The 23,208-nt window shown below is 44.7% G+C and carries 15 protein-coding genes and 1 pseudogene; 12 read left to right on the forward strand and 4 right to left on the reverse strand.

Features of this window, described 5'->3' with window-relative positions; translation table 11 throughout:
- Positions 1-35 precede the first annotated feature (35 nt).
- A complete protein-coding gene (locus tag H6F44_RS12735; RefSeq protein WP_190351340.1) occupies positions 36-2,807 on the reverse strand; it encodes a cyclic nucleotide-binding domain-containing protein in 2,772 nt (923 codons plus the stop codon).
- Between the two features lie 340 nt (positions 2,808-3,147).
- On the opposite strand from H6F44_RS12735, the gene H6F44_RS12740 reads away from it, so the two are divergent.
- From H6F44_RS12740 to H6F44_RS12755, 5 genes are all read left to right on the forward strand, one after another.
- Entirely contained in the window at positions 3,148-4,494 is a 1,347-nt protein-coding gene (locus tag H6F44_RS12740; protein ID WP_190351341.1) for a CmpA/NrtA family ABC transporter substrate-binding protein, read from the forward strand.
- A gap of 319 nt (positions 4,495-4,813) precedes the next feature.
- Complete coding sequence (gene ntrB, locus H6F44_RS12745) at positions 4,814-5,656, forward strand: nitrate ABC transporter permease (protein WP_190351342.1); 843 nt, start codon at positions 4,814-4,816, stop codon at positions 5,654-5,656.
- Between the two features lie 3 nt (positions 5,657-5,659).
- Positions 5,660-5,821: a hypothetical protein gene (locus H6F44_RS22975; RefSeq protein WP_206754463.1), complete on the forward strand. Its 162-nt coding sequence runs from the start codon at positions 5,660-5,662 to the stop codon at positions 5,819-5,821.
- 78 nt (positions 5,822-5,899) lie between these two features.
- Positions 5,900-7,897, forward strand: coding sequence for an ABC transporter ATP-binding/substrate-binding protein (locus H6F44_RS12750; RefSeq protein WP_190351343.1), 1,998 nt, complete (start codon positions 5,900-5,902; stop codon positions 7,895-7,897).
- A 137-nt stretch (positions 7,898-8,034) separates the two neighbouring features.
- Positions 8,035-8,871: a nitrate ABC transporter ATP-binding protein gene (locus H6F44_RS12755; protein ID WP_190351344.1), complete on the forward strand. Its 837-nt coding sequence runs from the start codon at positions 8,035-8,037 to the stop codon at positions 8,869-8,871.
- Positions 8,872-8,881: 10 nt separating this feature from the next.
- Here the strand turns inward: H6F44_RS12755 and H6F44_RS12760 are convergent, their stop codons facing one another.
- Both H6F44_RS12760 and H6F44_RS12765 read right to left on the reverse strand, forming a co-directional pair.
- Positions 8,882-9,610, reverse strand: coding sequence for a DALR anticodon-binding domain-containing protein (locus tag H6F44_RS12760; protein WP_190351345.1), 729 nt, complete (start codon positions 9,608-9,610; stop codon positions 8,882-8,884).
- A gap of 12 nt (positions 9,611-9,622) precedes the next feature.
- Positions 9,623-10,726 carry a potassium channel family protein gene (locus H6F44_RS12765; protein WP_190351346.1) on the reverse strand — a complete coding sequence of 368 codons (1,104 nt, stop codon included), beginning with the start codon at positions 10,724-10,726 and terminating at the stop codon, positions 9,623-9,625.
- Between the two features lie 120 nt (positions 10,727-10,846).
- Here H6F44_RS12765 and H6F44_RS12770 point away from each other — a divergent pair, with 120 nt between their 5' ends.
- From H6F44_RS12770 to H6F44_RS12800, 7 genes are all read left to right on the forward strand, one after another.
- Positions 10,847-11,389, forward strand: a complete 543-nt coding sequence (locus tag H6F44_RS12770; protein WP_190351347.1) for a hypothetical protein — start codon at positions 10,847-10,849, stop codon at positions 11,387-11,389.
- A 20-nt stretch (positions 11,390-11,409) separates the two neighbouring features.
- A complete protein-coding gene (gene rsmD / locus H6F44_RS12775; protein ID WP_190351348.1) occupies positions 11,410-11,970 on the forward strand; it encodes a 16S rRNA (guanine(966)-N(2))-methyltransferase RsmD in 561 nt (186 codons plus the stop codon).
- Positions 11,971-13,090: 1,120 nt separating this feature from the next.
- A complete protein-coding gene (locus H6F44_RS12780; protein ID WP_407681873.1) occupies positions 13,091-16,990 on the forward strand; it encodes a WD40 domain-containing protein in 3,900 nt (1,299 codons plus the stop codon).
- Between the two features lie 349 nt (positions 16,991-17,339).
- Positions 17,340-18,095: a phycobilisome rod-core linker polypeptide gene (locus H6F44_RS12785; RefSeq protein WP_190351350.1), complete on the forward strand. Its 756-nt coding sequence runs from the start codon at positions 17,340-17,342 to the stop codon at positions 18,093-18,095.
- A 159-nt stretch (positions 18,096-18,254) separates the two neighbouring features.
- Entirely contained in the window at positions 18,255-18,593 is a 339-nt protein-coding gene (locus H6F44_RS12790; RefSeq protein ID WP_190351351.1) for a CpeR family transcriptional regulator, read from the forward strand.
- Positions 18,594-18,675: 82 nt separating this feature from the next.
- Complete coding sequence (locus tag H6F44_RS12795; protein WP_190351352.1) at positions 18,676-19,413, forward strand: phycobilisome rod-core linker polypeptide; 738 nt, start codon at positions 18,676-18,678, stop codon at positions 19,411-19,413.
- A gap of 114 nt (positions 19,414-19,527) precedes the next feature.
- Complete coding sequence (locus H6F44_RS12800; RefSeq protein WP_190351353.1) at positions 19,528-22,143, forward strand: PAS domain S-box protein; 2,616 nt, start codon at positions 19,528-19,530, stop codon at positions 22,141-22,143.
- A gap of 150 nt (positions 22,144-22,293) precedes the next feature.
- On the opposite strand, the pseudogene H6F44_RS12805 reads toward H6F44_RS12800, so the two are convergent.
- A pseudogene (locus tag H6F44_RS12805) lies at positions 22,294-23,208 on the reverse strand (ATP-binding protein); the annotation flags it as partial.

The raw sequence follows: 23,208 nt of genomic DNA on the forward strand, positions 1-23,208 counted from the left end.
TTATTTGTTTGGACTTAAGTGCAACCTACATTCTTCTAGGATCTATTTTCTAATAGCCCTTTAAGGCGACCGCTTTCTAACTCTAAAACCTTCAAAGCTAAACCACGATCGCGCTCCATCAAATCATCAAACGTATCAACAGGAATCGCCAAAACCCTAGTTGGGGAAGATTTAGCGGTGATTGTGCCTGTTAAGTTGGTATGGGTTAATACCTCTAGCTCATCTAGCACCTTTCCTGATACAAGATGAGACACTGTTTCTGATTGATCGGCATGGATGATCCTGATTTCCACATTGCCCTCAATGAGTAGCAGCAATTCGCGGCAAGTATCGCCCGCCTCAGTAATATGTTCATTTTCTGAGTAGGATTTCACATAGGCGCGATCGCATAGCTCCATTAAAATCTCATTATCGAGGGATTGGAAGAAGTCACTATTGAAGAGATATACCACTCGTTCTAATTTCTCAAAATTTGCCAAAGGCTGGGATTGGGTATTCTTGAGAATTAAGGCGATCGTCTCTTGGACTAGAGTATGTTGGCTCTCGATATCCACCGCATAAACCCGACTAGCAGCAAAGTCAAGGATTTGTAATAAGTACAAACTCACCGATTGAATCAGTGGATTTGGTTCTAGCAATAGCGGCGTGAGGGTGTCAATTACTTCGGAAACGGCGATCGCCACAGAACAGACGCTATTTGCCGATGGTTGATTTAGTAATTCTATTTGGCTAGGCGGAATTTTGGTGAGCCAAGTTCCGTTTGGCTCTTCAAGGACATCCTGCAAAACCATCGGCGCAAGTTTACCTAGGTTACTGGCGATCTCATTGCCTTCGTGGGGAGGCAGATTGGCGATCGCCTCTAACAGCGCCAGCACCAAAATTTTCTGTTTACGGCGGATTGCCTCTAATAATAGGGATACGGCTGGACGATGCTCCAATAGGCAGCGCTGATTGAGATTGTGGTAAGACTGCAATAGTTGAGCAAGGCGATCGAGATAGAAATTGGACTTTTGTTTGAGAGTGGCATCGCGATCAAAGCCTTGAGTGATTTCTCGCTCCTCCGCAGGGGAAATATTATAGGCTTGCACCAATTGCTGTGAAGCGGTGTCGGTATCAAGATTTTGCAGATAAACCAAACGCTCAAGGGCTTTGCGATAGCCCGAAATACGGACTAAATTTTCAAGGTTGCGCTGACGATTAGGATCAAGCAGTTGTGGATCTTCCACACCTAATTCTTCGAGCAGATTACGGTGTTCAGTATCAGAAATATCTAACTCGGTGCGTAATTGTCGCAATAGTTCCAAACTACTAGCAGAATTAGTGTAGCCTTCTTCCAAGGATTCGCGCAGTACGCCTTTATAAGCCTCATAACGCTTTTGCTTGGTAAATCCTGGCAGAACCTTTGCCAAAACATAGACCTCATGGGGATTGAGATCATCGACATCACGATCTTTGAAATATTCTTGCAAAGGGAAATTCATCTTTAATAACTGCTTGCGAAATCTACCCGCCAAACCTTCCCTTGCATAGAGTTCGGGTTCGCGTTTGAGGGTACGGGATAACCACAGGGTACTAAGCAGTACCACAAGTACATCAATGGTTTCCTGAAAGAAGTTAGGAAGTAACCGAATAAAGGGGCGACCGCCAAAAATAAAGAATAGGTTAAATGCAATAAAGGTAGTGACACTAAATAAATAATGCCGAACCAATAAATTTGAGGTCTTTTGCTTAGCAAAATTTAAATAGGAACGATAAAGACGTTCGCTGAGCGTACCAAAAATATAGCCTAAGCCCGTAAACAAGCCCAAGATAAGCGGCACTGCCAAAATTTTGGGAATAGGCAGCGCTTGATTGTATAAATAAAGTCCAGAGGACATGAGCTTTTGGAGCGAATTGCTCTCCATCGCCCAAGCCCCTGAGAAATAATAATCCCAACTGCCAGCATAGAGATAGTAATAGAAGAAATAACCAACGACTAAGCCCAAATAGCAATAATAGAGAAATTGCGATTCAGGTTTCTCAATGCCATCCCAATACGATCGCTCAGAGTCAATATCAATACAAGGATTTTGGCAAGCGACACAGGCACTCTGCTCTTTGCCATCATTGGTAATGGTGCGACACATGGATTGTGTAATCGGTACTTCGCTCATATGCGCTTTAGTCGCCAATAACGCCGATGGCTCTGCATAGATTTTCTGCACAGGAGCCATCGGACAGAAATAGTTACACCAAGTCTTGCCACCATAGAGATAGCCAACTGTAACTGCCGCCGCGATCGTCATCAGTAGCCATAGCCCTAGGGCGATCGCATCACCATTGATAAACAAAATCCGACTGCATAGACCAATAAATAACAGACCAAACTGAAGATATAAATAATTTTTGCCTAACCAAGAGTCCTTTTTTACTTTAGGGATTTCGTAACGGACTTTGCCAGTTTTGCTATCGGTTCTTTTGATTTGCCTTTGCCATCCCAAGGCACGGGGAATTTGCGATAGGAAGGACAGAGGACAAATGCGCCGCCATAGCTCATGCCCGAATACTAGCAAAATGAAAATAGCGCTAGGTACAACCATTCCCCAAAAGATAGGAGCGCCGAGGGGGTAGGGTTGCAGATCTAAACAGACATTCTGCACAGGGATGCAATCTTCGGACCTAATGCGAAAAGGACTCCAAGTTTGATTTGGGGTCGTAATTAAAGGAGATATCGGATCGTAAAAGAGCGAAGCAATCAGCAGTAACCAAGCGCAGGTTAAAAGCCAACGCACTTTTCGCATTTGTTGTTCAGAGATGTGGGAAATCATGGATTTTCGCGATTGATGAGATTAGTTATAAATGCAGCAGACAAGCGGCTTAAGCTCCTTGTTAGGGATGCTTATAGGTTTCATTATAAATTGATTAAGTTTATTTATATAATCAATTTATGGATATTATGCCTCAAAGCTTTATTTGGTAAGTATTAGGGCGAAATATAGCTATATCAGGATGATAGCCATATAGTTCAACCTATAGATAGCTTATCAGAAAAATACATAGATAAAACCTTATCTTTATTATAAAAATAATAGACTTTACTCTATTCAGCATTCACTCTAAGATAGCATCATCAACCAATCAATCGTTCCTGTAAAACCTTTAGAAGCTATGTCTAGTCTCAAAACCAATATTTCACGGCGGCGGTTTCTTGCCACAGCAGGGGCAACAGCACTTAGCTCAGTGCTACTAAAGGGCTGTCTTGGCAACCCTCCCGAAGATACGCCATTGATAAGTTCTGCTAATGCCACTAAAATCAATCTCCCCCTTGAACAGGTTCCTGAAATTAACACTGCCAGACTTGGCTATTTGCCAATTGTCGAAGCTGCCCCATTAATCATTGCCAAGGAAAAAGGCTTCTTTACCAAATACGGCATGGATAATGTAGAAATCTCTAAGCAAGCCAATTGGGGAGCCGCCAGAGATAACGTTAAAATTGGCTCCTCCGCAGGTGGTATTGATGGTGGTCAGTGGCAAATGCCGATGCCCTATTTAATTTCTGAAGGAATTATTACTGACAGTCTCAAAGTGCCAATGTATGTGCTGTTGCAGCTAAATACCCATGGTAATGCGATCGCTATAGCAGACAAGCACAAAAACAAAGGGCTAACCCTCAAAATCGATAAAGCCAAAGACTTCTTTGAGAAGACCAAATCTGAAGGAGCGAAATTTAAAGCTGCTTACACTTTCCCTAGAGCCAATCAAGAGTTCTGGATTCGTTATTGGTTAGCTGCCAATGGAGTCGATCCTGATGCTGATATCGAATTGTTAACCGTACCTGCGGCGCAAACTGTCGCCAATATGAAAACTGGCACAATGGATGCTTTCAGCACGGGCGACCCTTGGCCCTATCGCATTGTTAAAGAGAAGATTGGTTTCATTCCTGCCCTGACTGCGGAGATTTGGAAGGGACATCCTGAAGAATATTTAGCCATGCGTGCCGATTGGGTAGATAAAAATCCTAAGGCGACCAAAGCTCTGCTGAAAGGTATAATGGAAGCACAGCAATGGTGTGACAACTTCGATAATCGGAAAGAACTTGTCCAAATTCTTGCCACTAAGAACTATTTTGGAGTTGATCCTGAAATCCTTGCCGAACCGATGATGGGCAAGTATGACATGGGCGATGGGCGCATTATCGATGACAAGACTATGGCTCCTCTCTATTGGAAAGACTCGAAGGGAAATGTCTCCTATCCCTATCAAAGTCACGATCTCTGGTTTATTACAGAAAGCGTGCGTTGGGGCTTCTTACCAAAGGAAACCCTAGCAACCGCTAAGGACTTGATTAAGAAGGTCAACCGTGAGGATCTGTGGCGCGAGGCGGCGAAGGAAGCAGGCTTCTCTGATATTCCCACTAGCACTTCTCGCGGGATTGAGGAATTCTTTGACGGTACAAAGTTCGATCCTGAAAATCCACAGGCTTATTTAGATGGGTTGAAGATTAAGAAGGTTTAGTTTTTGGCTAAAAGCTATTAGCCATTAGCTATTAGCTTTTAGCTCTTCAAATTAGGACTTACGTAAATTTACCAAGAACTCAAGTTCTTGGCTCAAAGCTAAAGTCAGCTAAAGCAGACTAAAGATATTTGACGATCAACCTGGCTTAAATGGTTTGAGCTTTCAGCCCGTAATTTATTACAGGGCTAATGCGTAAGTCCTGCAAATATTAAAGCCAACAATCTCCATATTCTCTAATCAATTTTCAATTAATCAAAAGCTAAAAGCCAAAAGCTAAAAGCTAACGGCTAAAAGCCAATTAACTCAGGAGTAAAAAATCATGGCAGTAAGTGTTGGTAATCGTAATGGTAGCTTAGGGCGATCGCTATCAAAGTTTTGGGAAAAGAATGCTCAAAATTGGGCGCTACCAGTCGTCGGGATATTAGGATTTTTACTAGTTTGGCAAGTTCTCTCTAGTGTTGGCTTGCTGAAATTGCCTAGTCCCTTTGATATTGTTTCAGAAAAAACTACTCGTAATTTACTGCTTTATCCCTTTTTTGATCGCGGTGGTACGGACAAAGGGCTATTCTGGCAGACTCTTGCTAGTTTTGAGCGTGTTGCTAAGGGCTACTCTATGGCGGCGATCGTGGGTATCGGCATGGGGATTTTGGTAGGAACTACCCCTGTAATTGACAAAGCCCTTGATCCATTGTTCCAGTTTTTGCGGACAGTGCCACCCCTCGCATGGGTTCCCATTGCTCTTGCTGCTCTCCGTCAAAATGAACCAGCCGCCTTGTTTGTTATCTTTATTACTGCGGTTTGGCCAATCTTGTTAAACACTGCCGTTGGCGTGAAGCAGATTCCGCAAGACTACCGCAACGTTTCGCGGGTGCTACAACTTTCTCGCCAAAAGTATTTCTTCAAGATTTTGATTCCCTCGGCATTGCCCTATATCTTCACTGGTTTACGCATTTCCATCGGTCTCGCATGGCTGGCGATTATTGCTGCGGAAATCATCATGTCAGGTATTGTCGGTATCGGTTTCTTTATCTGGAATTCCTACACCAATGACAAGGTGGGCGAAGTAATTTTGGCTCTGGTTTACATCGGTGCTGTGGGATTGTTGCTTGATCGCGCTGTAGCATGGCTGCAAAATGTGATTTTGCCTGAAGAACAGAAGTAGGGGTTGAGCATTTGCGCCACCATTTCCAAAATTCACCACAAAACTTATATCGCAAATGCTCAACCCTTTATGCTATCCACCCGTGAATTATTGCTGCGGCTTGGCAGTTATCGGCGGTTGTTCAAGGTTAAGGGCAAAGCATTAACTAATCAAAGTTATCTGTAATTTTCAAAATTGTGGCGTTAATGCTTTGCCCCTACGGTTCTTAAATATTCAAAATGGTTATTAGGGAGAAATTTTAAAATGCAGGATTTTGTTTTAGTCGATCAGGTAGAAAGAACATTCCCATTGGGCGGCGGCAAAGAATATATTGCCCTCAAAGGGATTGACCTGCAAATAGGAAAAGGTGAATTTATATCCCTTATCGGTCACTCTGGCTGTGGCAAGTCCACCTTGCTCAATATGATTGCAGGTTTGGACTTACCCAGTGGCGGCGTAGTCATGCTCGAAGATGAGCGTGTCACTCGTCCAGGGCCCGATCGCATGGTGGTATTTCAAAACTATTCGCTACTGCCTTGGCTATCGGTACGGGAAAATGTGGCTCTAGCTGTTGATGAAGTGCTTTCCCATCTGCCCAAGGGTGAACGTCATGATCTAGTGGAGCGCTATGTAAATATGGTGGGGCTTTCCCACGCGATCGATAAGCCACCCACACAGTTATCGGGTGGGATGCGCCAGAGGGTAGCGATCGCCCGTGCTTTAGCCGTCCGTCCGAAACTGTTGCTCCTTGATGAACCCTTTGGCGCGTTGGATGCGCTGACCCGTGGCAACCTGCAAGAGAAATTAATGCAGATCTGTAATGAAGACCAGATCACGGCTGTCATGGTGACACACGACGTTGATGAGGCGGTATTACTCAGCGATCGCATTGTGATGTTGACCAATGGACCCGCCTCGAAAATTGGTGGCATTTTGGAGGTTGACATTCCTCGTCCTCGTCAACGCATGGAAGCGGTCAATCATCCCAGTTACTACAGCCTTCGCAGTGAAATTATTTACTTCTTGAACCAGCAAAAGCGCGTCAAGAAATTGAATGCTCGTAAAGTTTCCACTGTGGCTCGTCATGGCTTAGAAAAAGTCAATTTAGAGATCGGCTTCGTTCCCTTAACCGCCTGTGCGCCGATCGCTGTGGCTAAGGAAAAAGGCTTTTTTCAGAAGCATGGACTCGATGAAGTTTCCCTAGTGCGTGAAACCAGTTGGCGCGGCATTGTTGACGGTATCGCAGGTGGCTATCTCGATGCAGCGCAAATGCCTTCAGGTTTACCGATGTGGCTCACCCTTGGCGGCAATGGTGCTTGCAAGCCCATTGTTACGGCTCTAACTATGACCCGCAACGGTAACGCCATTACCCTAGACAAGCATTTCTACGATCGCGGCATTCATACCCTCGCCGATTTCAAAGCGATGTTGCAAAGTACTCGCGATCGCACTCACCGCCTGGGTGTAGTCCATCCCTCATCCATGCACAATTTGCTGCTCCGTTACTGGTTGGCGGCTGGAGGCATTGACCCCGATATTGATGTGGAACTGAAAACCATTCCACCTGCCCAAATGGTAGTTGACCTCAAGGCAGGCAGTATCGATGGTTTCTGTGTGGGCGAACCTTGGAACTTCCGCGCCGCTATGGAAAATATTGGCTTCACCGTTGCCACAGATTTAGAAATTTGGAATGGACACCCAGGTAAGGTTCTTGGTGTGCGTGAAGATTGGGCAAATGCCTATCCAAATACCCATATTGCGCTGGTGAAGGCACTGCTAGAAGCCTGTATGTACTGCGCCGATCTAAATAATGCCGAAGAGATTCGTCAAATCCTCTCCCGCCGCGCCTATGTCAGCACTAATGTTAATTACATCCATTTGGGAAATCCCGATGATGTCACCTGTGCGCTCGACACTCCCATGCGTGAACCCGCTCACCACCAGTTCTATGGTGCTAGTATCAACCGTCCGAGCCGTTCGGAGCATCTCTGGCACATTACCCAGATGGCAAGATGGGGCGATGTGCCTTTCCCTCGCAACTGGGTAGAAGTATTGGAGAAAACCTGTCGCGTGAGCGTATTCAGCACCGCCGCCCGTGAGCTAGGGCTAACGGACATCACCTATAGCCGTAACGCGATTCAGCTTTTTGATGACATTCCCTTTAATACTGAAGATCCGATCGCCTATCTCAATCAGCTAGATATCAAGCGCAATATCACCATGGCAGAAATTGCGATGGAATCGATGCGAATGGTGGCTTAAATACGATCCCCCTCAATCCCCCTTAAAAAGGGGGAAGAAGAAAACAAATTAATTCTCCCCCCTTTACAAGGGGGGCTGGGGGGGGATCATCACCTCCTTACTTTCACAACCAACTTTTCAAAGAGAGCCGAAAACCAATGACCCAATCAATCCTTGAATACACCAACCAAATCGCTCAAATTCCACCCCAAGAATCTTTCCTTCGCATTGAAAATGTTTCTAAAATCTATCCCACGCCCAAAGGTGAATATGTCGTTCTCAAAGATGTAAATTTACATATTCAAGAAGGTGAGTTTATCTGCTTAATTGGTCACTCAGGCTGCGGTAAATCGACACTCTTAAACATGGTGGGCGGATTCTCCAAGCCTTCCATCGGCGAAGTGACGGTCAATGGCAAACTGATCACTAAACCAGGTCCCGATCGCATGGTGGTGTTTCAAGGCTATGCCCTCTTACCTTGGCTAACGGTTTACGAAAATGTCATGCTTGCCGTTGACTCCGTTAACCCCAACCTCTCTAAGAGCGAGAAAAATGATATTGTGCGCCATCACCTAGCAATGGTGGGACTAAGTGAATCTGCCGAGAAGAAGCCCACCCAAATATCTGGGGGCATGAAGCAGCGCGTATCGATCGCCCGTGCCTTGGCAATTCGTCCTGAAGTTTTGATCCTTGACGAACCCTTCGGTGCGTTAGACGCAATCACCAAAGAGGAACTGCAAGAGGAACTATTACAGATCTGGACAGAACATCGCTGTACGGTATTAATGATTACCCACGATATTGATGAGGCTCTATTCTTAGCCGATCGCTTAGTCATGATGACCAATGGTCCTGCCGCTAATATTGGCGAAATTATGACCATTCCTTTCGCGCGTCCCCGCGATCGCGCCCAAATTATGGAAGATCCGCTATATTACGACCTGCGTAACAATGCCCTCGACTTCCTGTATAACCGCTTTGCCCATGATGAGTAAGTAACTCGGCTTACAGATAAGGCTTGTAGATTGTATGGGATGGCGCGATCGCCTGTATTAATTTTTGGGTGATGCTAATTAAATAGATTCTTGTTTGAGCGAGATCGGCACTTACACCGAAAATGCGGCATTGACAGTAAAAATCTAAGAATGCGGTAATTAGCGATCGCCTAAGTTTGCGAGTCATTCGCCATGTTTGAATGCTAGGACTTTGCAAATAATCGGCGATCGCCAAATTCTGTAATAGCAGCGCGATCGCCGCAGGTTCATCGTCAAACTGATGAGAACAGAGATGCGGTGAGCCTAGTCTGGCTTGAGCAGCTAATCTCAGCAACCCATGACAACGGGCATAGACATAAGCCCCATCATCCAGATCCCCAGAGTAGGGAATGTTCTGCGGCTCTGGAATCCAATGATCAAGATTTACTATTGTCTCCAATCGATAACTCGCGGTCATGGAAATATGCAGCCAGCCTTTACCCAGAGCCGTTATCATAAATTTGTTGGCAAAGTCTTGATCCTGTGAACAATATTGAGCGATCGCCTTGGCAATGGGGAAGGGACTTGTAGATAATGAGCTTGCTAATCCTAGGGCGATCGCACAGGTATAGTCGGCAGCATATTTGGGATAGGCAATGTTTACTAAAACCTGATTGGGAACTAGATCGGTTTTAAATAACTGGATAATTGCAGTGGCGATCGCGATTTGGATCTGTTGAATCGGCGTATTAAAGTGCATGACTGAAGAAACTTAAGAATGCTGGCGCGGTATCCGAATCAATTGCGGTTTACTGAGAGGGCTAAGCAACTGATTCAGCGCCCTTAACTGCTCAGGGGTTCCCATGCAGATCAACACATCACCCTCGACAATTTCCGTATTCCCATCAGGACCTGCGATCAATTCGCCATCGGCGCGGCGAATCGCTAGGACTAATACCCCAGTTTGCACCCTTAGGCTAGCCTTCTTGAGTGATAGCCCCGCTAAAGCGGGATTATCAATGCGATATTCTTCAATATAAAAGGAACGGTTAGAACCCGCAATAATGCCATCGACAAAATCCATCACCTGAGGGCGCAAAGCTACGGCTGCCATACGTTTTCCCCCTGTGATATAGGGTGAGATTACCTCATCGGCTCCGCCACGCCGCAACTTTTGCATCGCCTCTTCATTGCTTGCCCTCGCGATCGCCCGAATGTCAGGATTAAGGCTCTTTGCCGACAGCACCGTATAGAGATTTTCAGCATCGGACGGCAGCGCAGACACAATACAGATCGCCCTTTCAATTCTTGCCATATGCAATGTACTGTCTAGCGCCGCATCGCCAACGATGGTCAAATAGCCCAACTGCTCGGCGGCAGCAATGGCGATCGGATCGCTATCCACCACCACAAAATCAACTCCACCCTCCACCATAAACTCCGATGCAATCTGTCGCCCTGTGCGCCCAAACCCACAAACAATGTAATGTTTATCTAATGAATTCATGATTTTCTTTTGCTTCCTTGCTTGCCAAATATCGGCAAAATGCCCGTTAACGATCGCGTTTGTAAATTGAGTGGCAATGTAACTGAGACTCAAGACTCCCATGCCAATCAAAACCACCGTAAATACTCGCCCCCATAAATGTAATGGATTGGTCTCACCATAACCAATCGTTGCAAGAGTAATTACGGTCATATAAAGTGCGTCAAACCATGACCAACCTTCGATCAAGCGATATCCTAATGTACCAATAACGATTAATCCTCCAAGGATACAAATATTCGTAATTAGGGTACGCTGGTATTGGAGTAACTCACGTTCTAGGAAGTAAGGTTGTAGATTTTGATAAGAATTTGATCGAGGGTAATTCATTTTAAGAATAGGATTGATCACAAACTACGATGAGTTAGCAAGATTGATCGTAAACTTGATCATATACATTAAAGTTTGCGACAGTGCGTTTTTACGATTACTGTCATCCACGAGACAAGTATGAACCCAGAGCCGATCTCAGAAAACACGATCATTAACCGCGCCATATCTTCGCCCTATCGTTCGGCTGTCGACATCAATGACGACAACTTGGAAAGATTTCATGTTTGGACTGGTTACAATACCCATACGGATATGAGTAGTAATACTAAGTTTCAAATGCGGGATTTTCACATCGATTTGGGGATGGCGGTAATTGGTTTTGGTGTGCTTTGTGGTTGGGAAGTGCGATCGCGCAAGATTGAATTTAAGGGCAAAACCCATATTATTTATGAGCTAAGGGGTGATAGTGATCCGCAGCCAGTGCCGATGCTGCGCCAAAACTGTAGTGATGAAATGGCAATATTTTTGCATAGCCGCCTGATTAGAACCCTCGATTTTCTACGCTCCTGCTCCAAGTTTTCAGGTATTCCCCATGTGCATATTATCTCGATCCGCAATCATTATGTGATGAGTGCCGTGTGGCGACCTTACCAAAATAAGATTTGGATGATTCCCATTGATCAAATCGAAGGTTTATCTTTTTCTAATCATTTAATTTAGGTTTATTTAGGTAGCCGATCGTGTCAATCAGAATTAAAGGCGATCGCCCACTCAAAACCCCATCAGGACTTGCCACCCGTCCCACGCCTAGCAAGGTCAGAGCCGCCGTGTTTAATATTTTGCAGGGGCGCACCTATGGCGCAAAGTGGTTAGATATTTGTGCAGGTTCGGGCGCAATGGGAGCCGAAGCCTTAGTACGTGGCGCAAGGGAGGTAATTGGCATCGAGTTATCAGCGATCGCCTGTCGCATTATTCAAGATAATTGGCAAAGGATCGCTAAGCCTGAGCAGATCACCCAAGTGATTAAGGGCGATGTGATCAAACTTTTGCCGAAGCTATCTGAGCAATTTCCGCAGGCTTTTGATCTCGTCTATTTTGATCCGCCCTATCAAAGCGATCTCTATCAGCCTGTGCTAAAAGCATTGCCAGCATTACTCAATGACGATGCAATCGTGATTGCCGAATGCGATCGCCTGCTGCCCTTAGATGATGCCATCGGTGAGTTAGTATGTGGCGATCGCCGCCAATATGGTCAGACCGCATTGTTTTTCTACAAAATGAAAGCTGCTACAAAAACATAGTCAAACATAGCCAAACATAGTCATAGATGCAATGAACATATCTCCAGAGGCTAAAGATACGTTAGAAGAGCTTTCGATGGCTCTGGACTTGTATGAGGGTGAATTTAAACTAATATTGGCAAGGTGCAATTATCGAGATTTGCGCGATCGCTTGATTACTGAACTTCAAAACATTCATCCACAAGCAATTCATCAAATCCAACTGCCGCGATCGCGTAAAGATATCTATACGTATGTTATTGATCAAATTCCTGACCCGTCACCCTCTGCCGTTTCAATTTCTGGGCTAGACGAAATCGCGGATCTGCACGCAGCTTTGTTAGATGTCAATATTAATCGTGAGACTTTTCGGAATAACTGCCCCTATCCCATAGTTTGGTGGATTAGCGATCGCACCCATCGGCAAATTATTCGCACTGCCCCTGATTTTGAGAGTTGGACAACTACCCTTGAGTTTGCGATCGCCACGGATGAATTATTAACTTCCCTAGGGGATGGCAGCGAATCGCTCTTTAGTCATGTGCTTGCGCCCAGTGAGATTCCCTTTTTTAAAAAATTAAACCAGATCAATGCCCTCGGTACAATTCAGGTCGCAGAGATAGAAACGGCTCTCAAGGATTTAGGCGATCGGGGTTTGAATATTGAGCCAAGGCTGCAAGCAAATATTGATTTTATTCGCGGTTTAGACACATTGCCGCCTAATAATTCCCCTGAAAAGGCTCTGCAATATTTGCAAGCGAGTTTTGACTATTGGCAAAAAATTCAAGATATTGAGCGCTGCGGTCTATTAATCAATCAAATTGGACAGGTAAATTACACAATTGCGGATGCTGAGAAATATCGTGTGCCTAATTGGGAATTAGCGCGATCAGGTTTTCAATCGGCTGTTGACTTTTTTGAAAAGATCAACCGTTCTGATTTGGTCGTAAATGTAATTATTCGCCTTTTTGTGACTGCCTATCGGATGTCTGATTGGGATGCGGTTGAGGCGATCGTCCAAAAAGCATTGCCTTTACATCAGCAGTTTCAGGAACCCTATCATCTCTCCTTAGACTATCGCTATCTCGCAGAGGTCGCGCTCCAAAAACAAGAATGGGAAACTGCCAGAAATCACGGAAAAATGGCGCTTGATTTTTTGGATCAAGCTCCTCAAGATTATCAAAAATGGCGCAATTTATATTTATTTATCATTGCTCAAGCGGAAGTCAACCTCGAAAATTATCAAGAGGGTTTAAAGTTACTCCTTGAAGCAAAAGCGTTAGGAGATACTGGACATCCGCAGATTTATATCAAGCTTTTAATAGAACTGCGATCGCTTTACACTAGACAAAAGCAATATCTTGAAGCCTATGTCACGAAGCAGGAACAATATGCGATCGAGCAGCAATATGGCTATCGCGCCTTTATCGGGGCGGGACGTTTGCAGGGCAAGAAGGCGGTTGGCAAGTCACAAACCGATGTGGCAACGGAAATCGCAGCTTCGGGACGTAAGCAGGATCTTGATGAGTTGATTACGCGCATCGCTAAGCCTAGTTATAAATTGATCGTGCTGTATGGCAAGTCGGGCGTGGGTAAGAGTTCGCTAATGAATGCGGGCTTGATTCCGCAGTTAGAGCATACATCTTTTGAGGGGAAAGATGTGGCGGCGATCGCTATGCGGGTATATACCAATTGGGAAGAGGAGTTGGAAAAGGCTTTAAAGACCCTCACCCCCCAGCCCCCTCTCCCAATGGGAGAGGGGGAGTCAAGAGTCTTGCTCCCCTCGCCCTCTGGGGGAGGGGCTGGGGGTGAGGGAATAATCTCGAAACTACGAGAAAAGGAATCACAAAATAAACGCATTGTTTTAATTTTCGATCAATTTGAGGAGTTCTTTTTTGTTTATTACAATCAACCCACTGAACGGCGGCACTTTTTTGAGTTTATTGGAAGTTTGTTAAATGATTCGCAAAATCTTTCTTCGCTGAAGGTGATTTTGTCCTTGCGGGAGGACTATCTGCATTATTTGCTGGAATGTAATCAGATTGCGAGTATGGCGGCGATCGATCAGGATATTCTTAGTAAGAATGTGCTGTATCGGGTGGGCAATCTCACGGTGGCGGCGGCTAAGGCTTTGATTCAAACGCTTACAGCAAAGTCGCGGTTTTATTTGGAGCCTGAGTTGGTTGAGGCGATCGCTGATGACTTAAAAGACGATCTTAATGAGGTACGCCCAATTGAGTTGCAAGTAGTGGGGGCGCAGTTGCAGCAGGAGGGAATTAAGACTTTGGCAAACTATCGGCAGTTGGGAGAAAATCCTAAGGCGATATTGGTGGAGCGCTATTTGAATGATGTGATTGTGGATTGTGGGGAAGAGAATCAGCGCTTAGCTAAGTTTTTGTTGTTTATGTTGACTGATGAGCGGGGGACTCGTCCGTTAAAGACTCGTGTGGAGTTAGAAAAGGATTTGCAAGATTTGCTGACCGAGATGCAGGGAGATCCATCGGCGTTGGATTTGGTGTTGGAGATTTTTGTGCGATCGGGTTTGGTGGTGTTAATTCCTGAGTCGCCTTTGGATCGCTATCAGTTGGTGCATGATTATTTGGCGGAGTTTATTCGTGCATCGCAGTCACCTGAGATGGCGAAGTTGCAAAGGGAATTAGCGGAGACAAAGGAGAAATTGGGCGAAACGGTGGAAATGTTGCGGAGTTCGCTCAAGGAGGAGGAAGCGGCGAAAATCAAGGCAAAGAAGCGGAGTCGGTTGGCTGTGGGTGTGGGGATTGTGGCGAGTGTGATGGCTGTGGGTGCTGGGGTTGCGGGGTTATGGGCTTGGCGCAGTAGTGATGAGGTGTGGAAGGCTAAGGTTGATGCTGAGTTTGTTTCTGCTAGTTACAAGATGACTTCGCTACTAAATTCTGATCTGCAACTTGAGGCTTTGGTTGAGGCGGTTGAGACGGGAAGTAAGTTGCGAGAGCAAGCCAATAATATTACTTCTGCTGATGCGAAGATCCGTGTGATTACATCGATGCAAGAGGTGATATATGCCATAAAAGAAAAAAATCGCTTACTTGGGCATAGCGGTGGTGTTACGAGTGTTGCTTTTAGTCCTGATGGCAAGATGATTGTCACTGCCAGTCTAGACAGCACTATTAAACTTTGGAATTTGGCAGGTCAAGAGATTCAATCATTTAAAGGGCATAGCTCTATTGTCAGTAGCGTAGCCTTTAGTCCTGATGGCAAGACTATTGCCACTAGTAGTGTAGATAATACGGTCAAATTGTGGAATCTGGCAGGCAAAGAACTCCAATCATTTAAAGGGCATAGCTCTATTGTCAGTAGCGTAGCTTTTAGTCCTGATGGTAAGACCATTGCCACTGGCAGTGTGGACAGCGCCGTTAAATTATGGAATCTGGAAGGCAAAGAACTTCAAACTTTTAAAGGACATAGCGATGGTGTCAATAGCGTAGCCTTTAGCCCTGATGGTAAGACCATTGCCACTGGCAGTGTGGATAGCACCGTTAAATTATGGAATCTGGAAGGCAAAGAACTCCAATTATTTAAGGGGCATAGTTATGGAGTCTGGAGTGTAGTCTTTAGCCCTGATGGTAAGACTATTGCCACTGGCAGCGCTGACAGTACCGTCAAATTGTGGGATCTGGAAGGAAAAGAACTCCAAACTTTTAAAGGTCATAGCGATCGCGTCAAGAGTGTCGCCTTTAGTCCTGATGGCAAGGTGATCGCCACTAGCAGCTTTGATAACACTGTCAAATTATGGAGTCTGGAAGGCAAAGAACTCCAAACTTTTAAAGGTCATAGCGGAGGAGTCTGGAGTGTCGCCTTTAGTCCTGATGGCAAGACCATTGCCACTGGCAGTGGGAATATGACCGTTGAATTGTGGAACCTGAAAAGTAAACAGATCCAAACCTTAGCAGGGCATCGCGATTGGATTAGTAGCATAGCTTTTAGTCCTGATGGCAAGGTGCTTGCTTCTGGCAGTGGCGATAATACCGCCAAATTGTGGGATTTAGCGGGTAAGGAACTCCTTACCTTGACAGGGCATAGTCATTGGGTTTTGAGCGTAGCTTTTAGTCCCACTTACGCAGCGCCTCCGCTAGAAACGAGCAAGACAATTGCCACTGGCAGTTATGACAAAACTGTCAAATTGTGGAATTCGGAAGGTAAAGAACTCCAAACTTTTAAGGAGCATAGCGATCGCGTAAATAGTGTGGTGTTTAGTCCTGATGGCAAAGCTGTCGCCACTAGCAGCTTGAACAACAACATCACGTTGTCGGATCTAGAAGGCAAAGAACTCCAATCATTCAAAGGGCATAGCGATCTGGTCTATAGCGTAGCTTTTAGTCCCGATGGCAAGACTATTGCTTCTGGCAGTGCTGACAAAACCGTTAAATTGTGGAATTTGAATGGCAAAGAAATCCAAACTTTTTCAGGTCATAGCAATGGTGTAAATAGTGTCGCTTTTAGTCCTGACGGCAAAGCGATCGCCACCGCTAGTGGGGATAACACCATCAAATTATGGAATCTCAAAGGCAGAGAACTCCAATCATTTAAAGGGCATAGCGCTAGTGTTTGGAGTGTTGCCTTTAGTCCAGATGGCAAGACGCTCGCATCTGGGAGCGCTGATAATACTATTAAATTATGGAACCTGAATGGCAAAGAACTGCAAACCTTTAGCGGTCATGGCGGTGGGGTTTTGAGCATTGCCTTTAGTCCTGATGGTAAGTCTATTGCTTCTGGTAGTGCCGACAGCACCATAAAAATATGGAGTTTGGATTTAGATCGCCAATTGGGATTGGCTTGTCATTGGCTGCAAGACTACATTGCAACACAACCAGAATTGCAGCAAAGATTGGCAATTTGCCAAGATCCACAGATATTGAAAGCAGCCGCACCTGCTCTTGTCGCAGAGGCGAGAACAAAGCTGATGAGCAGTCAAAAAGATGATGCGATTTTGCTATTTAAAGAAGCCAAAAAACTCGATCGCGAACTTGTTCTTGATGCAGAAATAGAAAATATGATCAAATAGCATCCCAGATCCCCGACTTTTTCTCTGCCATCAAAAGTAATTTTTTAAGCTCACCAAAAAAGTCGAGTGTCTTAATCTTTGCTTTTTAAGTTTTCTTATGCCTAACTACTTAAATGTAACGGAATGTCAAGATTTATTGCTCAAGGACAATCTTTCCGTTTTCTTTACAATTTCCTGACCAGTTTCCTTACTTTTGATATGGGATTATCAAGGCTCATTGTGAAAAAGGCTTGTTTGTCATCATCACTTCTATTTATAAAAGCAACTTTTAATTCTTGAAATTAGGGCTTACGAGCCAAAAACTCACAGTCCTAATGTTTAGCCAACACTTTAAATTTGGAGGATTTCAATGGGTAGTATCGTCATCAATGCTAGTCCTGTGGAGCTATGTTCCGCAGATGATATTCAGGCTGTAATTCGCGCTGTTTACAAGCAGGTGCTGGGCAACCCCCATGTAATGGACAGTGAGCGTTTTATCAAGGCTGAGTCACAATTGTGCGATCGCAAAACATCGGTACGCGAATTTGTGCGAGCGATTGGCAAATCAGAATTTTATCGCGATCGCTACTTCACCTCATGCGCTCCTTACCGCTTTGTAGAACTGAACTTCATGCATTTCCTTGGTCGTCCGCCCCAGTCTCAGGCTGAAATTTCTGAACATATTGTGCGTTGTGTGACCGAAGGCTATGATGCAGAAATTGATTCTTACATTGATAGCGATGAATATCAGAATGCTTTTGGCGAAAATGTAGTTCCTTTTATCCGCAGCAATACGCAATCTGGACAAAGCCAAGTGACATTTAACCGTATGTATGCGCTCAATCGTGGTAATTCGCAAATTAGCAGCGCTGTCAAATCTTCGCAGTTGGTTTTTGAGGTTGCCACCAACAGCAGCAACAAAATCACACCCGCCAGTATTAGTTTTGGTGGTTCTGGTGAAGCCAACAAGAAGAAGTTCAAGATTTTGGTTCAAGGTTCTAAATTTGATACTCGTCGTCGTGTCAGCACCAGCACCTACTTAGTAGCGGGAGACAACATGACTGCACAAATCCAACGGATTAATCGTACTTCTGGCAAGATTATCAGCATTACTGAGGTCGCTTAATCCCATCCTATAGCGGCTGACGAATGAGTGCTTACGCATTTGAAAGCAAAGATCCAATCCCAGTAAGAGTTTTGAGTTTTCATTTTGCCGTAGGCAAAATGAAAACTGCTATAAGTCCTCATATTTTTCCAGTCCAGGTGTTCCAAACTCTGATCGCTTATGAGCCTTTTGATTGCTACTTCTCCTGTGAGCATATTGCCGCCCATCGCTGAAAAGAAAATACAATCTTGGATTCGTAGTCGTCATGTCATTTGTTCGGGGAACTTTTTTGTCTTTGAAACAGTTGATTATGCGGCTCTTGAGAGATTTAACGAATCGATTAAGTCCTTAGGCGGAACTGTCGTTTCTATAGCTGCAATCGGTAAAATTTGGATTGGAGGACATCGCCAAGTTGTTTTATATCGGGCGCGGGCAAGCTTGCATACACCCCACCATAATTTAAAACACTACTGGATAAAATACGGCAACTTCAAAACCAGATTTCAAGTAATTGATTAGTTGAATCCTTGATTTTAGAAAAGAACTTTACAAGAGAACTTTACAAGAGAACTTTACAAGAGAACTTTACAAGAGAATATTTATGCCACTTCCTTTATTAGCATACAAGCCCCTATCCCAAAATCAGCGCGTAAATGGGTTTGAAGTCGCAGGTGATGAGCAGCCTCGGATTTTCAGCACTGATAGCTTACTGTCCAGTGTTGAGCTAGATTTCTTGATTGCTGCTGCCTATCGTCAAATCTATAATGAACAGCAAATGCTAGAAAATCACCGTCAAGTAACCCTAGAATCGCAATTGCGATCGGGGCAGATTACGGTGAGAGGATTTATTCGCGGCTTAGCATTGTCCGACTCCTTCAGACGGTTAACCTTCGACTGCAACAATAACTATCGCTTTGCAGAGATTTGCATTCAGCGAATTCTGGGGCGTAATGTCTATAGCGATCGCGAAAAGATTGCTTGGTCGATTGTAATTGCCACTAAGGGCATCCAAGCTTTTGTGGATGAACTGCTCAATAGTGAAGAATATCTCAATAATTTTGGTGATAGCATCGTTCCTTACCAACGGCGGCGGATCTTGCCTCAGCGCACTAAGGGAGAAATTACTTTTGCTCATATGCCGAGGTATGGCGCAGACTATCGCGATCGCTTGCCCAAACAAGTCTATAAGGGCGATTGGGGGGCGGCAAAATTGGATTATGTCCTTTGGGAATGGCAAAAGAACCCACCCGCAATTGTCGGCAAAATTGGCGCAGGGATTACCTATGCTGGGGCTGGATTTATTGGTTTACTGATATTGGCAGTTTTACTTGGGTTGTAGATCTTATAATTCTAAATAATCCTAAAAAAGCCTTGCATTGCAAGGCTTTTTAACAGTATTTGGGTTTAGGTTAGCCCGTTGTCACTACATCCTAAAATTGCGATAGTTGAAAATATGACCAGTTTGTATGTGATTGGAATTTGCCTTAACTTTCTGGTTGTGTTGATCGGTTATTTCTTCTGGAGCAAAGAGGGCATTCGCCGTCTTCAGACAGAGAAATTATTACGCAAGCAAAGCGATCGCGAAAGACTGGTTACGCAAATTGCCCATCAAATTCGCCAGTCCCTCAATCTCGATCAAGTCCTTGCCACGACCGTTAAAGAAGTTCAACTATTTCTGCAAGCCGATCGCGTCTTAATCTATCGTCTCTGGGATGATGGCACTGGTAGCGCCATTCATGAAACTGTTTTATCGCCCTATCCCAGCATTTTAGGGCAGGTGTTTCCCGAAGAAGTTTTTCCTAAGCAATATCATCAGGCTTACTCCTTGGGCAAAGCTCGCTCTATTGGCAATATCGAACAGGCTGATATAGAATCCTGTCTAGCGGATTTTGTGAAACAATTTGGCGTTCAAGCGAAGCTAGTTGTACCAATCATTCAAGAAAATCGCCAAAGCGAGCATTCACAAAACTCACAGCCCTATCTTTGGGGGCTTTTGATTGCCCATCAATGCGATCGCCCCCGTCAATGGGAAAATTGGGAAGTGGAACTAATGAAGCAACTCGCCACCCAAGTTGCGATCGCCATTCAACAATCAGAACTTTATCGGCAGTTGCAACATCTCAATACGCAACTAGAAGAGCGTGTCCAACAGCGCACCACTGAACTCGCCACCGCTAACCTGTCCCTAAGAGCAGAAATTTCTGAGCGTCAGCGTACTGAAATTGCGCTACGCCATACCAATGAGACATTGCAAGCCCTTGTTAGTGCTTCCCCTCGTGCAATTTTTATGCTGGATTTAGAAGGGAAAGTTAAGATCTGGAATCCAACGGCTGAACAAATGTTTGGCTGGACAGAAGCAGAAGTAATTGATCGCCCCTGTCCAATTTTATTAGACGATCGACTAGAAGATTTGACAACTCTGCAAAGTAGTTTGCTGCAAGGTAAAACCTATACTAGGGTGGAAATGACGCGCCAAAGAAAAGACGGATCGGCGATCGATATCGTCTTCTCAGCAGCACCTTTACCCGATAACCATGGACAGATCAATGGCATTGTGGCGGTGGTCGCCGATATCACCGAACAAAAACTGCAAGCTGCACAAGTGCGGTTACTGCAATCGGTTGTGGTCAATACCAATGATGCGATCATTGTCACTGAAGCGGAACCAACCGAGGGGTTAGGACATCGGATTATCTATGTAAATGAGGCATTTACAAGTATTACTGGCTATCAACCCCACGAAGTATTAGGACAAACCCCCAAAATTTTGCAAGGTGTCAAGACCTGTCAAGCAGAACTTCAGAAAGTCCGTCAAGCTCTGTCTATTTGGGAATCTGTCACCGTTGAAGTCATCAATTACCGCAAAGATGGTTCAGAATTTTGGAACGAGTTTAGTTTAGTGCCAGTGGCTGATGCGAAGGGCTGGTATACCCATTGGATTGCAGTGCAGCGAGATACAACTGAGCGCAAAAAGGTCGAGCAGGCGCTGCGTCAAAGTGAAGAACGCTTCCGATCGCTAATCGAAAATGCCTTAGATATCATCATGATTTTGGAGATTAATGGCACAATCAGTTATGTTAGTCCATCGGTTGTCAAGGTCTTGGGTTATGGTGTTACTGACCTCGTGGGTGCAAATATACAGGCATTTATCCATGGCGATGACTGGGTACTTGCAATCGAACGCTTGACTAATATCGCATCACAGGAATTGCAACTTCCCATTGAATTTCGCCATCGGCATCAAGATGGAACTTGGCGCATTCTGGAAGCCATCAGTCAACCCTTTGTCGATAGTACTGATGTCATGCAGATGATGGTGAATGCTCGCGATATTACCGAACGCAAACGTCTAGATGAAATTCGGCTTGCCTTGGAACGCGAAAAGGAACTAAGTGCCTTAAAAACAAGATTTTTCTCAATGGCTTCCCATGAGTTTCGCACGCCGTTAAGTACAGCATTAGCAGCAGCGCAAGTTCTCGAAAATTCGCAGCAGGAATGGGACAATACGGAAAAGCGATTACGCAATTTACATCGCATTCAAGATGCGGTGAGGAATATGGTGCAGTTGCTGGATGATATTTTGACCATCAATCGCGCTGAAACGGGCAAACTTGCCTTTAATCCTAAACCCATTGCTCTAGAAGCATATTGCCGTCATTTTATGGAGGAAATGCAACTCAATGCGGGTAATCAACACCAGCTTACTTTTAATTGTCATGGGAAGTCGCAGCACGTATGTCTGGACGAAAAATTATTGCGATCGATGCTCTCTAACTTACTTTCCAATGCGATTAAATATTCGCCACAGGGGGGTAATATTTCCCTTTCTCTAGAGTTTGAATTAGAGCATCTGAGTCTCGAAGTGCAAGATCAAGGGATTGGGATTTTATTAGAAGATCAAAAGCAATTGTTTGAGCCATTTCATCGGGGTAAAAATGTCAAGACTATCTCTGGTACTGGATTGGGTTTAGTTGTTGTTAAAAAATGTGTGGACTTACATCAAGGCAAAATTTCGATCCAGAGCGCCGTGGGATTGGGAACGACTTGCATTGTCACAATTCCCTTGTGAGTGCAAAGCATTGTAAAAAGATACAAAAGGTACTCACTAGCTTTATCGAAATATGGGCAAGAAAAGAAAGAATGGTTGAAGACATTCTTGGAATTAGCCAATGGCATACCATCAGTTTTTGTTAAGAAGCGTGTGCGGTTGCCCTGTAATCTATCCCCGAATCACCGTAATCACCCTGCCGTCAGGACTCTGAGCAATTTCGGTCGTGGTGCGATCGCTGACTGGCGGCAAATTGGGGCGGCGATCAAAAATTACTAGCCAACCCGTATCCAAATTCAATCCCGATAGATATTTATCCAATTGCTTTAGTCCTTCCGCTAACGGATCGGGTCTGCCCTCGCGCCATACCTTTAGTTCCATTCCCAAAATCACATCACCATAGCGTAAACAAATATCCATCCGCCCAGAACCGATCGCATATTCTCTCTCTAACGTACCGCCACCATTCACCACGCGATGCAAAAAAGCCATTAATACTAAATGGGGCGCAATCTCAGGATAGGGCGTACTTTTAAATAAAGGTTCTCCATGTTGCCGCCAAAAGTCGAGAAAAGAATCTAGTAATCTCTCAGGTAAGAATTTACCAGTATTACTTAACCAAATCGGTTGAATATAGCCAATTGAGGCGGAAGTCGTGTAAGTTAGGACTCTTGGCAAGACTTCTTGATAGATGGGATTGGCAATTTGTAATCCATGCTGATTGGTACAAAGCCCTAAATCTAATACATAGCGAATATCATCCTGCGGCACATCGGTTAATTCTGAACCTGCTAGAATTGGCTGTATAATTGCCCTGACACGATCTTCTCTTAATCTCTCGGCAAGACTATCCAAATGAGTGTCTTGTCTCTGAATCAGAATCTCTTTGGCTTGATTGATTAGCTCCACCGTAATCGGAATCGCGGGATCGGGAGCCATATATTCGGTAATTTCCTTAGCGATCGCATTGACTAGCCAAGGTTGCCCTTGTGTTAAATGGAATGCTAAGTTAACCGCTTCTTCCGTAAATATTTGTCCAGTAGCTTCAGTATGTTGATGATAAAGTCTTCTCACTTCATCTTGATT

The organism is Pseudanabaena cinerea FACHB-1277, assembly GCF_014696345.1.
Lineage (GTDB): Bacteria > Cyanobacteriota > Cyanobacteriia > Pseudanabaenales > Pseudanabaenaceae > Pseudanabaena > Pseudanabaena cinerea.